The organism is Nonomuraea marmarensis, from assembly GCF_043197025.1.
Classification (GTDB): Bacteria; Actinomycetota; Actinomycetes; order Streptosporangiales; family Streptosporangiaceae; genus Nonomuraea; species Nonomuraea marmarensis.
Window position 1 is genome coordinate 278202 of the sequence record NZ_JBICRM010000009.1, and the last position, 13220, is coordinate 291421.

The 13220-nt window shown below is 70.1% G+C and carries 12 protein-coding genes and 1 pseudogene; 2 read left to right on the top strand and 11 right to left on the bottom strand.

What is annotated here, in order from left to right; all coding sequences use genetic code 11:
- Nucleotide 1 precedes the first annotated feature (1 nt).
- From ACFLIM_RS17945 to ACFLIM_RS17980, 8 genes and pseudogenes are all read right to left on the bottom strand, one after another.
- Entirely contained in the window at nucleotides 2-583 is a 582-nt protein-coding gene (locus tag ACFLIM_RS17945; protein ID WP_393166721.1) for a GTP-binding protein, read from the bottom strand.
- The gene (locus ACFLIM_RS17950) at nucleotides 564-923 is read right to left on the bottom strand and encodes a DUF742 domain-containing protein (protein ID WP_393166723.1); all 360 of its coding nucleotides are present in this window, start codon (nucleotides 921-923) and stop codon (nucleotides 564-566) included. The genes ACFLIM_RS17945 and ACFLIM_RS17950 overlap by 20 nt, the downstream gene beginning before the upstream one ends.
- Nucleotides 920-1345, bottom strand: a complete 426-nt coding sequence (locus tag ACFLIM_RS17955; RefSeq protein ID WP_393166725.1) for a roadblock/LC7 domain-containing protein — start codon at nucleotides 1343-1345, stop codon at nucleotides 920-922. The genes ACFLIM_RS17950 and ACFLIM_RS17955 overlap by 4 nt, the downstream gene beginning before the upstream one ends.
- Nucleotides 1326-3743 (bottom strand): sensor histidine kinase, encoded by a 2418-nt coding sequence (locus ACFLIM_RS17960; protein ID WP_393166727.1) that lies wholly within the window; start codon nucleotides 3741-3743, stop codon nucleotides 1326-1328. Before ACFLIM_RS17960 ends, ACFLIM_RS17955 begins: the two co-directional genes overlap by 20 nt.
- Before the next feature lie 225 nt (nucleotides 3744-3968).
- The gene (locus tag ACFLIM_RS17965) at nucleotides 3969-5033 is read right to left on the bottom strand and encodes a peptidase domain-containing ABC transporter (RefSeq protein WP_393166729.1); all 1065 of its coding nucleotides are present in this window, start codon (nucleotides 5031-5033) and stop codon (nucleotides 3969-3971) included.
- Between the two features lie 58 nt (nucleotides 5034-5091).
- Nucleotides 5092-5532: pseudogene (locus ACFLIM_RS17970) on the bottom strand (hypothetical protein); the annotation flags it as partial.
- Complete coding sequence (locus ACFLIM_RS17975; RefSeq protein ID WP_393166731.1) at nucleotides 5513-6529, bottom strand: MvdC/MvdD family ATP grasp protein; 1017 nt, start codon at nucleotides 6527-6529, stop codon at nucleotides 5513-5515. The pseudogene ACFLIM_RS17970 and the gene ACFLIM_RS17975, both read right to left, overlap by 20 nt.
- Nucleotides 6530-6589: 60 nt before the next feature.
- A complete protein-coding gene (locus ACFLIM_RS17980; protein ID WP_393166733.1) occupies nucleotides 6590-6742 on the bottom strand; it encodes a putative ATP-grasp target RiPP in 153 nt (50 codons plus the stop codon).
- Between the two features lie 324 nt (nucleotides 6743-7066).
- Here ACFLIM_RS17980 and ACFLIM_RS17985 point away from each other — a divergent pair, with 324 nt between their 5' ends.
- Both ACFLIM_RS17985 and ACFLIM_RS17990 read left to right on the top strand, forming a co-directional pair.
- Entirely contained in the window at nucleotides 7067-9163 is a 2097-nt protein-coding gene (locus ACFLIM_RS17985) for a PQQ-dependent sugar dehydrogenase (RefSeq protein ID WP_393166735.1), read from the top strand.
- 9 nt (nucleotides 9164-9172) lie between these two features.
- Nucleotides 9173-10066: a sugar phosphate isomerase/epimerase family protein gene (locus ACFLIM_RS17990; protein WP_393166737.1), complete on the top strand. Its 894-nt coding sequence runs from the start codon at nucleotides 9173-9175 to the stop codon at nucleotides 10064-10066.
- Nucleotides 10067-10362: 296 nt separating this feature from the next.
- Here the strand turns inward: ACFLIM_RS17990 and ACFLIM_RS17995 are convergent, their stop codons facing one another.
- From ACFLIM_RS17995 to ACFLIM_RS18005, 3 genes are all read right to left on the bottom strand, one after another.
- Nucleotides 10363-10701, bottom strand: coding sequence for a histone-like nucleoid-structuring protein Lsr2 (locus ACFLIM_RS17995; RefSeq protein ID WP_393166739.1), 339 nt, complete (start codon nucleotides 10699-10701; stop codon nucleotides 10363-10365).
- Between the two features lie 822 nt (nucleotides 10702-11523).
- On the bottom strand, nucleotides 11524-12696 hold the full coding sequence (locus ACFLIM_RS18000) for an aminotransferase class I/II-fold pyridoxal phosphate-dependent enzyme (protein ID WP_393166741.1): 1173 nt from the start codon (nucleotides 12694-12696) through the stop codon (nucleotides 11524-11526).
- A complete protein-coding gene (locus ACFLIM_RS18005; RefSeq protein ID WP_393166743.1) occupies nucleotides 12693-13160 on the bottom strand; it encodes a mycothiol transferase in 468 nt (155 codons plus the stop codon). Before ACFLIM_RS18005 ends, ACFLIM_RS18000 begins: the two co-directional genes overlap by 4 nt.
- Between the last annotated feature and the right edge of the window lie 60 nt (nucleotides 13161-13220).

Here is a 13220-nt window from a genome sequence, read left to right on the forward strand (position 1 = left end):
GTCAGGCGCCCTCCACCGCGTACGTGACCAGCGTCGTGAGCACATTCTTGACCGACTCGCGCTCGCGCACGTCGCACAGCACGATCGGGATGGCCTCGTTCAGCCCGAGCGCCCGCCGTACCTTGGCCGGGTCGTGGCGGCGGGCGCCGTCGAAGCAGTTCACGCCGACCACGAACGGGATGCCGCGCTGCTCGAAGTAGTCCACCGCCGGGAAGGAGTCCTGCAGGCGGCGGGTGTCGGCCAGCACGACGGCGCCGAGCGCGCCCAGGGCCAATTCGTCCCACATAAACCAGAACCGGTCCTGCCCGGGCGTGCCGAACAGGTACAGCCACAGCCCCTCGCGGATGGTGATGCGGCCGAAATCCAGCGCCACAGTGGTGGTGGTCTTGGACTCCACGCCTGAGGTGTCGTCCACCCCGATGCCTGGCTCGCTCAGCAGCTCCTCGGTGTGCAGTGGCCGGATCTCGCTGATCGTGCCGACCATGGTCGTCTTGCCGACGCCGAAGCCGCCGGCGATGAGGATCTTGATGGCCAAGGCCGAGACGACCGCGGTCGTCCCCGGCTCAGAGGCTGCGGAGTCCATGCAGCACTTCCCTGTAGATGCGTTCGTCGATCGTCTGCGCCGCGGGGCGCGGGCGCTCGATGGTGATCAGGCCCTCTCGCCGCAGGTCGCCCAGGATCACCCGAGTGATGTTGAGCGGCAGCCTGAGGTGCGCCGCGACATCCGCCACCGGCGTGGGCGCGCGGCACAGCGACAACACTTCGCGATGCTCCGGGATCAGGTCCGGAGGCTCGTGGGAGCCGGAGCCCGCGCCGACCGTCGTCACGATGGCCACCAGGTCGAACGCTTCGCCCTGCGGGCGCGCCCGGCCCCCGGTCAGCCCGAACAGCCGGATCAGCGGCCCGGGATCCTCCCCGGTCACGGTCTCGTACCGTTCCAGGCGGGTGCCGGTGCCGCTCCCCTCGGCTGCGCGGAGAGGTGCTCGCCGACCCGCTTGACCATGAGCGCCATCTCGTACGTGACCATGCCCAGCTCGGCGTCGCCCGAGGCGAGCACCGCCAGCCGGGCACCCTGGCCGGCCGCGGTGACGAACAGGAACCCGCCGTCCATCTCGATGATCGTCTGCCGGACGCCGCCCATCCCGAAGTGCCGTCCCGCGCCCATGGCGAGGCTGTGGCTGCCGGCGGAGATGGCGGACAGGTGCTCGGTGTCCTCCCGGGTCAGCTCCCGGGAACCGCCCATGGCCAGCCCGTCGGCGGACAGCACGATGGCGTGCCGGATGCCGGGGACGCGCTGGGTGAGGTCGTTGAGGAGCCAGCTCAGTTCACTTCTGGGGTCGGGCATCGGGATGGTCGTCCTTTCGGTTCCACACGTCTTGTCCCTGCTCCGTCTGCCGGCGGCCCTGCTGCCAGCCACGTTGCATGGACGACATGAGTTGTGCGAGCTCCTCGGGGGAGCGCTCCGAGACCGTACGCGGTTCGGCGCGCGTGGTGTCACGTAGCTGGGGAGCCAGGTTGGCCTGCGGTACCCGCATCGGCAGACCGTCGAGATCCTCGTCCGCCTCCTCCGCCGGTACGGTCACGCTCCACTCGACGGACGGACCCGGGGGCGTGGCAGAGTCGGCAACCGGACTCGAAACAGGCCCGGTTTCCGGCCTCGGTGCGAGGCGGGCCTCGAACCAGGTCGGCCGCTCGGGCTCCGGGGCGCGGACGGGCACGTCCGGCCCGACAGGCGGGAAGGGAGCCACGGCCACCGCGTGGCGTCCTGCCTCGGCAGGCGCCGCCCCGAGCGCGCGCATGGGCCGGCCCGCGCGGGCGGCCGCGTGCTCCGCCGCGGCGACGGCCGGGGTCTCGGAGCCGGCGAGCAGGGCGGAGGGCACCAGGACGATCGCGGTCGTCCCGTCGTACGGCGACCGGCGCAGCACGATCTTGATGCCGTGCCGGGCCGCGAGCCTGGACACCACGAACAGGCCGAGCCGGTCGCTGTCGGCCAGGTCGAACTCCGGCGGGTCGGCCAGCCGGGCGTTGAGCTCGTCGAGGATGACCTGGCTCAGCCCCAGGCCCCGGTCCTCCACCTCGAGCGCGAACCCGTTGGCCGCCGTGATGCCGCGGATGTGCACGCTCGTGTCGGGCGGGGAGAAGACGGTGGCGTTCTCGACCAGCTCGGCGACCAGGTGGATCACGTCGGTGACCGCGGCCCCGAGCAGCAGCGGGGCGTTCGGCATCGGCGCGACGGCGACGCGGGTGTAGTCCTCGACCTCCAGCGCCGCCGCGCGGACGACGTCGAACAGCGGCACCGGGTCGCGCCAGCGGCGCGCGGGGGCGGAGCCGGACAGGATGATCAGGTTCTCCGCGTGCCGCCGCATGCGGGTGGTCAGGTGGTCGAGCTTGAACAGGTCCTCCAGGACCTCCGGCTCGTCGATCCGGCGCTCCATGGTGTCGAGCAGCGCGAGCTGGCGGTGGAGGAGCGTCTGGTTGCGCCAGGCCAGGTTGAGGAAGACCTGACCGACGCCCTTGCGCAGGGTCGCCTGGCCCACCGCGGCCTCGACCGCAGTGCGGCGTACCGCGGAGAACGCGTTCACCACGCGATCGACCTCGGCGGTGTCGGCCGGGTCGAGGCCGGGGGCCTCGGTGGCCGGGTCCACGTCGTCGCCGCGGCGCAGCCGCTCGACCAGCCGGGGCAGCCGCTCCTCGGCCAGCTCCACCGCCGACGCCTGCAGCCGGCTGAGCTCGGCGATCAGCGAGCGGCCGAACCGGTACGACAGCGCCACCGACACGACGACCACCGCCAGGCCCAGGAGCAGGACCAGCCCGATCCGCCAGTACGCCCCGCTCTTCTGCCCCTCGGCCTCCACCGCGGCGCGGCCCAGCTCCGCCTGCGTGTCGCGGTTGATCGCGCCGAGGATGGCGTCGGCGTCGCTCTTCCACACGGCGGGGTCCAGCGGCGGCGCGCCGCCGCTGGTGTCCCACGAGAACAGCTCGTCCTCCGCCTCCAGCAGCCGTTTGTACGGGGCGCCGCCGACCAGCTTGTCGAAGTTCACCCGCAGGTCGGGGCCCACGTCGCGCTCGGCGTTGGCGAAGACGATCCGGCGGCTGGTGGACGCGGCGACGAACGCGGCCCGGTCGGTGGGGGACATCTTGCGGTGCACGAGCGTGCTGGTGAGCACGGCGTGCTCCCGGCCCAGGTACTCGGCCGTGGCGCTGTACGCCGCCATGCCGCGTACCGAGCGGAAGGACGAGACGTCGCTCAGCGCGTCGCGGTCGGTGAACTGCCGGTTGACCACGCTGATCAGGTTGTCGTACGCCTGGATGATCGTCAGCGGTGGGGCCAGCACGCCGCCGTCGGCGGAGGCGCGCAGCGACTGCAGCCCGTCGAGCGCCTGCACCAGCGCCCGCACCTGGGCCGGCGTGTCGGCGCCCTCCGGGGTGGCGTCAACGGATCCGATGACCTCGCGCAGCCGCTCGGCCTTGCCGTCGGTGATCCGCCGCTGCTCGGCCAGCGGCGCGTACGCCGCGGTGCTGCGCGGCGCCTCCGCCGAGAGCTGGCGCTCCCGCTGCAGCTCGACGATCAGCTGCAGCACCGGCGACCCGATGGCCTCCCAGCGGTCCTGCGCCTGGGAGACCGTGACGATCTCCGCCACGCTGGAGTAGGCGATGAACCCCCACAGGACGACCATGGAGACCAGCGGAAGCAGCAGGATCCTGAGCAGCTTGGTGCGGAGCGGCAGGGGCGAGCTATCCATGATGTCCAATTCCGCGCGTGATGATGCGCCGCTGGCAGTCGTGAACGGGTACCGGCCCCCGAGGTGGTCCGTCCACTATGCCTATGGGGCAGATGTACTTCAAGCTACGGATGCGAAGAATCATCTCGAAAGGTGGGTTGACTCTTTGTCAGCACACGATTCGTGACGGTAACCGTTGGCGTCTCACATACAGTGACGGTCGAGCGGCCGCTGACGGCTCGCAGGCTATCCGTGCACGCCGGCCAGCTGGGTGGCGACGAGGTGGGCGTAGCGCCCGCCGAGAGCGAGGAGCTCCGCGTGGGTGCCCTGCTCGACCACGTGCCCCTGGTGCAGGACCAGGATGAGGTCGGCGTCCTTGATCGTGCTGAGCCGGTGCGCGATGACGACGCGGGTCTGCGTCAGGCCGGCCAGGCGGGCCTCGATCTCCGCCTCGGTCGCGCTGTCGAGCTGGCTTGTGGCCTCGTCCAGCAGGAGCACCCTGGGGCGGGGCAGCAGCGCGCGGGCGAGGGCGAGGCGCTGGCGCTGTCCCCCGGACAGCCCGCCGCCCTCGACGAGGATCGTCTCGTACCCCATCGGCATCTCGACGACCTCGTCGTGCAGGCAGGCGAGCCCGGCCGCCGCGGCGATCCGCGCCAGGGGCGCCTCCGGGTCGTTGAGGGCGATGTTCTCCCTGATCGTCCCGGTGAACAGGGACGGCTGCTGGGTCACGACCCCGAACTGGCGGCGCAGTGAGTGCGGGTTGAGCTCGGGTGCGGGTACGCCGTCGTACCGGAGCTCGCCCTCGGTCGGGGGGTGGAGGGCGAGCAGCAGCCGGGCCAGGGTGCTCTTTCCCGAGCCGGAGGCGCCCACCAGCGCGACCTTCTGGCCGGGCCGTACGGTCAGGGAGACGTCGCGCAGGACCCACGGGGCGTTGGGGCCGTGGCGGAAGCTCACGCGGCGCAGCTCGATCGCGCCGCGCAGGCGGAGCACCTCGATGCCCTCGGACGGCTCGGGTTCGGCGGCCAGGATGTCCGACAGCCGGTCGAAGTGGGCCCCCGCCTGCTGGAGGTTCTGCAGGGCGGTCATCAGCGAGCCGAGCGGGGTGAGCGCGGCGGCCGCGATGGAATTGAGCGCGAGCAGCGTTCCGAGGCTGAGCGACCCGTCGAGTACGCGCCACGTGCCGACCCACAGCAGCCCGAGGGGCGCCAGGTAGCGGATCGCCGCGAGTGCCGAGTCGACCAGGCCCTTGACGAGGCCACCTCGCACGTCGGCGTCCAGCTGGACGGCGAACAGCTCCGACCAGCGCTTCATCGCGCCGGTCCATCCATTCGCGCGTCCGCTCGGTGGTGAGCAGTCCCCTGGCGCGCCGGAAGGCGTCCACCGCCTCCTGGAGTTCGCCGTCGGTGAGCTCGACGGGCGACTCCTCCAGCTCCACCTGCAGCAGGGCGGCGGTGACGATCCGGTCCACCAGCCGGGCCTCGTTCCACAGGAAGTCGAGCCGGGCCACCGCGTCGGCCACCTGCACGCCGACCCCGTCGATCCGCAGCAGGAGCATCTCGCCGGCCCGGTGCACGCTCCGCAACGGCCACGGCAGCGCCCGGTCCGGGCACCAGGACAACGAGATCGTCCCATTGTCCGCTTGCTTGATCAGCAGGTCGTAGTGGAGCGAGTCGTCGTACTCCTCGCGCTGCCGCAGCAGCCGGAAGCGTACGTCCGGATGGCGCTCCCGCAGGTCCCGCACCCGTTCCCGGGCCTCATCGGGGTCAAGACCGGCCAGGTCGCGCAGGGTGTCAAGCGCATCGGACAACATGCCTGGTCTCCTCTTTGACTTCGCCGTACAGCAACAGGTCGCAGAGCGCCTCTCCGATCGGCAGACCGGTGGCCCGCTCGATCCAGAGCCACTGGCCGGTCGGGTTGACCTCCAGGAAGACGTAGCGTCCTTCGGGGGTCAGGATCAGGTCGATCGCGCCGTAACGCAGCCCGAGCCGCTCGACGATCTCGACACAGCGGCCGGCCACGCCGGCCGGGAGCCGGTGCACCTCATGGCGGGTGCTCCCCAGGTCGTAGCGCCGCCAGTCGAAGCGGGCGTGGTTGCTCTCCTGGGAGTGGATCTCCGCGGCGAAGACCGCCCGGCCGACGACGGTCACGCGTAGCTCGACCCGTTTGGCCACGTACTCCTGGATGATGACCGGGCCGAACCTGATCGCGTCCGCGTAGGCCACGTCCCGGGTGGACACCGGCTCCGACAGCCGGCCGACGTTCTCCCCGTCAGGACGGGGCGTCACGGGAGTGCCCAGGGTCTTGGTGATGATCCGGCCCTCGTGCCGGTCGTAGAAGTCCAGGAACTCCCCGGGATCGTTGGTGATCAACGTGTCGGGCAGCTCGAACCCGAGCCGGCCGGCCAGCCCCAGCTGGGACGACTTGCGCTGGGCGAGCTTCACCTGCTCTCTCGGCGCGGGGACCATCCGGCAGTCGAGTTGCTCCCACAGGTCCCCGGCGAACGCCGCGCACTCCTGCTCGATGTGGGCCCGTGCCGCCGCGTCCACGATCTCGGCATGCGCCACGGGTGGCTGGGGACGGCGGAACCACACCGCCGTCAGGTGGTCGAGGTCGACGTCGGCCGTTCCGGTGCGCAGGCGCCGCCGTACCTGGCCGTCGCGGCTGTAGGCCGCGTCGAGCACCGCGCGGACCGGATAGTCCGCCGGGTCGAAGACGACCGCTTGCGCCCCCCGCGCGGCCAGCAGTCCGGCCACGTGCTCCGCGTGGGGATCGTCGTCGACTGTGAGGATGAGTATCTCGCCCGCCATCTCTCGCTCTCCCGCAGTAGGACGCGGGGCGCCGTCCGGCGCCCCGCGTCGCCCGACCGGCTAGAAGTCCTCGTCGCGCGTGGTGGCGCCGGTCGAGACAACGATCTTGACGCTGGACAGTTCCGGCCTGATGCCGCCGTTGACCAGCCGGAGGTCGCCCTCGTTGAGCTCCGCCCCGGCGGCCGCGATGTCGTCAATCTTGATCTTGGACACTGTGTTCCCTTTCATGTCCCCGTCCGGTACGGCGAGGCGCCGAACCGGGGTTCCGGCTGCCCGGTCGGGCAACCACGGAGAACGTTAGGGGCCACGGCTTAACGTCGACTTCGCCGCGTCTTGGACCGGGCCAGGCCCTTCTCACCAGGTCGGCCACAAGTCAGCGCCAAGTCGCCCATGAGCCCGCTTTGTCGCCACTTAGTCCAATGGAACGCGAAAGTCGCTCGATCGAGCGTGATTAGGCCCTCCTCGATCGGCGTAACTCGGGTTACATTCACGTTAATTTGCCCTCTCTTATCCCCCGAGTAGACCGAAGGGAGAGGCATGAGAGCGAGAACCGCAATCGCGGCGATGACTGCTGCGGCGATCCTCATGCCGGCCGCCGCCGTACACGCCTCCGGGAGCGCCGGTGCCCCGCCGCCCGACGACGACTTCCAGAAGGTGACCCTCAACGACAGCCCAGGCGAGCCGATGGACCTGGCGGTGTTACCGGATTCGAGGGTCCTGCACACCACCAGGACCGGCGTGGTCTGGTTACACGATCCGAAGACCGGCCTCAACACGCAGGCCGCCCGGCTCGACGTCTACCGGCATGACGAGGAGGGGCTGCAGAGCATCGCCCTCAGCCCCGGCTTCGGCACGGGCTCCAAGACGGACGACTGGGTCTACCTGTACTACTCCCCGCCGCTGAACACCCCGATCGACGACCCGGCGACGCCCGACGTCAACGAAGGCGACGCCCCGTTCACCGGCACACCGGCGGACTTCGCGCCCTTCAAAGGGCTGATCCGGCTGTCCCGGTTCCGCTTCACCGGTGCCACCATCGACCTGCGCACCGAGCAGCGCATCCTCGACGTGCCGGTGGACCGGGGCATCTGCTGCCACGTCGGCGGGGACATCGTCTTCGACGCCGACGGCAACCTCTACCTGTCGACCGGCGACGACACGAACCCGTTCTTCTCCGACGGTTACGCCCCGATCGACGAGCAGACCGACCGGAACCCGGCCTTCGACGCCCAGCGCAGCGCCGGCAACACCAACGACCTGCGCGGCAAGATCCTGCGCGTCAAGGTCCGTACGGACGGCTCCTACACGATCCCCCGCGGCAACCTCTTCCCGCCCGGCACGGCGAGCACCCGGCCGGAGATCTATGCGATGGGCCTGCGCAATCCCTTCCGCATCGAGCTCAACCGGTCCACCGGGGATCTCTACGTCGGCGACTACTCGCCCGACGCGCAGGAGGCCGATCCCCAGCGCGGCCCGGCGGGGACCGGTAAGTGGACGACGATCCGCAAGGCCGGCAACTACGGCTGGCCCTACTGCGCGACGGCGCGGCTCCCGTACGTGGACTACGACTTCGCGACCGGTGCGTCAGGCGAGCAGTTCAACTGTGCCGCTCCCGTCAACGAGTCGCCGCGGAACACCGGCCGGCGCGCGCTGCCGCCGGTCGTTCAGCCGGTGGTGTGGTATTCCTACGGGCCGTCGCAGGAGTTCCCACAGCTGGGTACCGGAGGTATCGGCCCGATGGCCGGCCCGGCGTACCACTTCGACCCGCGTAACACGAGTGGCCGCGCTCCCGTGGCCTGGCCGAAGTACTACGACGGTGTTCCGCTCTTCTACGAATGGACCCGCGACTACGTCAAGGCGTTCCACCGTGACGGGCGGATCGAGGACGTGCTGCCCTCGTTCGTCTTCGACAACCCGATGGACATGGAGTTCGGCCCCGACGGCGCGCTCTACGTGCTGGAGTACGGCGACGGCTTCTTCCAGGAGAACCCGGACGCCCAGCTCGCCCGGTTCGACTACATCGGCTACACCGGCAACCACACTCCCATCCCGGCCGCCGCGGCGTCGGTGACCTCCGGCCACGCGCCGCTCACCGTCCGCTTCACCAGCGCCGGAACGACCGACCCCGACGGCGACAGGCTCCGCTACGCGTGGGACTTCAACGCCGACGGCACCGTCGACTCCCGCAGCCCCGAGGCGTCGTACACGTTCGAGCAGAACGGCCTCTACAACGCCACGCTGAGAGTCAGCGACGACGGCGGCATGTCCGCGGCGACGTCGGTACGGATCGTGGTCGGCAACGCCACACCGGTCGTGGAGCTGGTCCGGCCCGTCGACGGGGCGGCGTTCACCTTCGGCGACGTCGTCGAGTTCGAGGTACGGGTCACCGACGACCAGCCGGTGGACTGCGCCAACGTGACCGTGGACTACATCCTCGGCCATGACGATCACGGCCACCCGCAGACCACGGCCCGCGGCTGCACTGGCTCCATCCAGACCACCGAGCCGAGCGGGCACGACCCGGAGACCGACCACCTCACCGGCGTCTTCGTCGCCAGCTACACCGACCCGGGCGGCGCCGACCTGCCCCCGCTGACCGGCAGTGACGAGGTCGTACTCCAGCCCACACGTTAGGAGATCCCCATGTGTTACGGCTACGGCCCGAGCAGGCGCTCCCTGCTCGCCGCAGGCCTCGGACTCGGGACGGCCGCCCTCGCCGCCGCTTCCCCCGCCGCCGCGGCGACGCCGCACCAGACCGGCGCGCACCGCGTCCCGCCCGGCCAGATCAGCATCCAGCTCTGGACGGTACGCGACGACCTCGCCCAGAACTACGACACCACCCTCGCCTACCTGGCCGAGATCGGCTACCCGAAGGTCGAGCTCGCGCTCGGCTACTTCGGTCGTACGGCCCAGCAGCTCCGCGAATTCCTTGACGGGCTCGGCATCCGTGCCAGCTCCAGCCACGACGGCCTCACCGCCGACCAGGCCGCGCTGGACACGAAGATCGCCAACGCGCTGACCCTCGGCCAGTCCTTCATCGTCGTCCCCTTCCTGAGTTCCACCAGCGAGGACGAGTGGAAGGGGTGGGCCGAGCGCATGAACGTCGAGGCGGCGGCCGCCCGCTCCGCCGGGCTCAGGTACGGCTACCACAACCACGCCCACGAGTTCACGACCGACCTCGGAGGCGGGAAGACGCCGTGGGACGTGCTCACCTCCGAGCTCGATCCGCGCCTGGTCCATCTGGAGATCGACATCTACTGGGCGGTCACCGGCGGCATCGGGCGTGGCGTCGCCGACCCGGTCCGCTTCACGCTCGACGTCATCCGCAGGGCGCCGCAACGCGTGCTGCAGTTCCACGTCAAAGACCGGCACCTCGACGGGGACATGGCCGACCTCGGCACCGGGACCATCGACTTCCGGCGGATCTTCGACAAGCACCGCGTGCTGGAGTACATCGTGGAGAACGACACGCCTGACGTGACTCCCCGGCGTACCTCGGAAGTCGGATACAGCTACCTGCGGAAGGTGAGATTCTAGGGATCATCACGCCGAGCCCGGCCCGGCCGACATCGCGGGCCAGGCTCGGCGGCGCGGGTGGTGGGCCTCGGCCCGCCTGCGTCGAGTTCGATCAGCGCCGCTTTCCGCGCCAGAGCAATTCCTCCGTCAGGTGGAGCCCTTCATCGCGGCGGCACTGGCGGACGGCGGCTAATACCTGTCCCCCTCGATCGCGGTGGATATGAGCGGCACTACAGCCGTCATCGTCCGCACCGGTCAATAGATCGGCGACCAACCGCAACCGTCTGTCGTATGAGTACCTGATGATTCAGGTTCGTTTAGTGGGCTGCCTCGTACTGCTGCACGACGGAAGCGGCGATGCGGCCTCGCTCGCTCACCGGCAGGCCGTGGGCCTTGGCCCACCGCCTGATCTCAGTGGACTTCTCCCGGATGGCCCGAGTCGAGGTAGCGGCTGCGCGCCGGCCACGGACGCCCCTCTCGGCGCGGACCGCGCGAGCCTTGGTGATGAAGGGGGCAAGGGCCTTCTCCAACTTCTCCCTGTTCCCGCTCGACAGGTCGATCTCGTAGTTGGCGCCGTCGAGGGCGAATGTTGTGGTTCCCTCGGCGTCACTGCCGTCGATGTCATCGATAAAGGATTCAACGATGCGCTTCGCCATGATGGTGCTCCAATTGCGTTATGGTTGCAGGTACTGTATCGCTCTTCAGCACCCTATGCATCCTGTAGGGGTTCTCTGCCCTCGAAATTGAACTCCATGAACTGATCTTGGACTACGAAGTCCGTCACCCATGCGTCGCAGTTCTCGAGCTTGGCATTCATGGCGAACTGCTCGACCCGTGACCGGGCAGGGGCATCTCAAGCCCTGACTCACAGGCGTCGCGGCTCCCAGACCGGCACGAGTTCCACTTTTGACCTCCTCACCAGTCATGGCCCATCGACAGTCGAGGACATCACCGCGGGTAGACGCCATGCATCTCGATAGCTGAGATCATCCCGCATCCAGCTCCGAGGCGTGCCCGGGCCGGTGTGGGAGGCGCTTGTAGCGGTCACGCGCGTCCACGCTGATCCTTCGGTCCAACTCCCCGTCTCGGGATTGCAGTCGAACGGGTATCCGTCCCGCAGTCAATGGCGATTCGATCAACCGTGTTGAAGTCGAATTCAAAGTTCGCCCCGCGGTGTAAGTATTGGCCGAGTGCTGTTACCGAAGCGGGAGCGCGCGCTCACGCGGGAGCCATGGAACGAAATGTCACGCCCTTGGTGGAGGAATGTTACCCGCAACCTCGCGTGCCTGTTCAACGCCCTCGTGCCAGTTGCCCATCGGAGCCGGACCCTGCTGCCCGCTGCCTCGTGGCGCACGGGAACGGTGCACGGGGTAACCGGTCCGCTGTTGGATCGCCTTCGGCGCCGCCGAGGTCGTTTCCCGGCGCGTGACACATCCCGCTGACCGGTAGCGGCGGGGAGGCGACCCGGCCCGGCCGTCTCACGTCTGGACGGCGGTGACGCGGTCGAGGATCTCCAAGAGGTTGGACGTGCTGGTCGCGAAGTTGAGGCGGGCGAACGCGGCGGTGTCGACCATGGTGTGCTGGGAGAACTCGGCCCCTTCGCTGAGCTTGACCCGCGCCAGGCGTTCGAGGCGTTCGGCGGGCGCGGCCGCCCCGATCGGGCTGCCGGTGAAGTCGAGCCAGCTCAGGTACGTGCCCTGCGGCGAGTGGTAGCGCGGATCCCACGGCAGTCCCGCCGCCCACTCCTCGACCAGGCGCCGGTTGCACTCCAGGGTCCCCATCAGGGCCGCCAGCCAGGCCTCGGATCGCCGCCAGGCGGCCACGGTGGCGACCCGGCTGAGGGTGCTCGGCGTACCGAAGAAGTCGAGCGGGGCCCTGTCCAGCGCGGCACGCAGCCGGTCCGGGCCGATGTGCGCGACGGCGCAGCGGAGCCCGGCGATGTTGAACGCTTTCGTCGCCGAGGTGGTGGTGACCGTCCGCGCGGCGGCCGTACCGACCGAGGCGAACGGCACGTGCCGGTGCGGCGCGAACACCAGATCGGCATGGATCTCGTCGGCCAGCACCACCAGGTCCAGCTCCTCGGCCGCCGCGGCGAGGTCGAGCAGTTCGGCGGGGGTGAAGACGCGGCCGGTCGGGTTCTGCGGGTTGACGACCACGAGCAGGCGGCAGCCCTGCTCCCGTAGGTGCCCGGCGAGCCCGCCGGCCGGGGCCTGCCATCCCGTCTCGCCTCGCGTCATGGGCAGCGGCACGATCCGCCGGCCCGCGCGGGCGATGCTCGCCAGGAACGGCGGGTACGCGGGGACGTGGATCGCGACGCCGTCACCCGGCTCCGTGGCGTACTCGATCATGACCTGGAGAACCTGCAGCAGGTCGGTGAACACTCGCGCCCGCCCGGGCTCCGGCCGCCACCCGTGGCGGGCGACCATGCGTTCCTCGAACGCCTCGATCACCGGGTCCTCGCCCGGCCAGTACGGGTAGCCGAAGTCCGCCCGCTGCGTGACCTGCAGGATGCTCTCGCGTACGGCGGGCGGGACGCCGAAGTCCATGTCGGCGACCCAGGCTCCGATGGTGTCCGCGGGCAGGGACCCCCACTTGACGCCGTGCCCCGAGCGCAGCCGTTCGACGTCGATGGCCTCGAACGCGGGCTTCACGGCGTCACCCCGGCGAGGATGGCGTCGCGCAGGATCTCCATCTGGCCGTGGTGCTGCGCGAGCTCCTCGTAGACGTGCAGCAGCGCCGCCCCCTGGGTCAGCTCGCGGTCGGGGCCGAGGAAGGCCGCGGACGGCGTACCTCGGAGTTGCCCGGCGGGAACGGCCGCGTGCACGTCCTCGGCGAGCCGGGCCCGTACCGCGGCCACCCTGTCAAGCAGCGGGCCGACGGGGCCGGCGCCGGCGAACTCAGCGTCGCGGTCGCGGACGACCTCGCGTCCCGCCACGAGCTCCCCGGCCCAGTACGACACCACTCCCAAGCAGTGGGTGAGCAGTGCGTACGGCGAGTTGGCGCCGGGCAACGGCGGCCGGGCGTTGGCCAGCCGGTCCCCGAGGTCGGCGACGATGCCGGCCATCCCATCGAGGGCACGGTCGACGTAATAGAGGTAGTCGTCATCGGTGATCACATGGGGCTCCCGTGTAACCGGCTCAGCAGGTGTACGCAACATTGCGGCAGCCTTATGTAA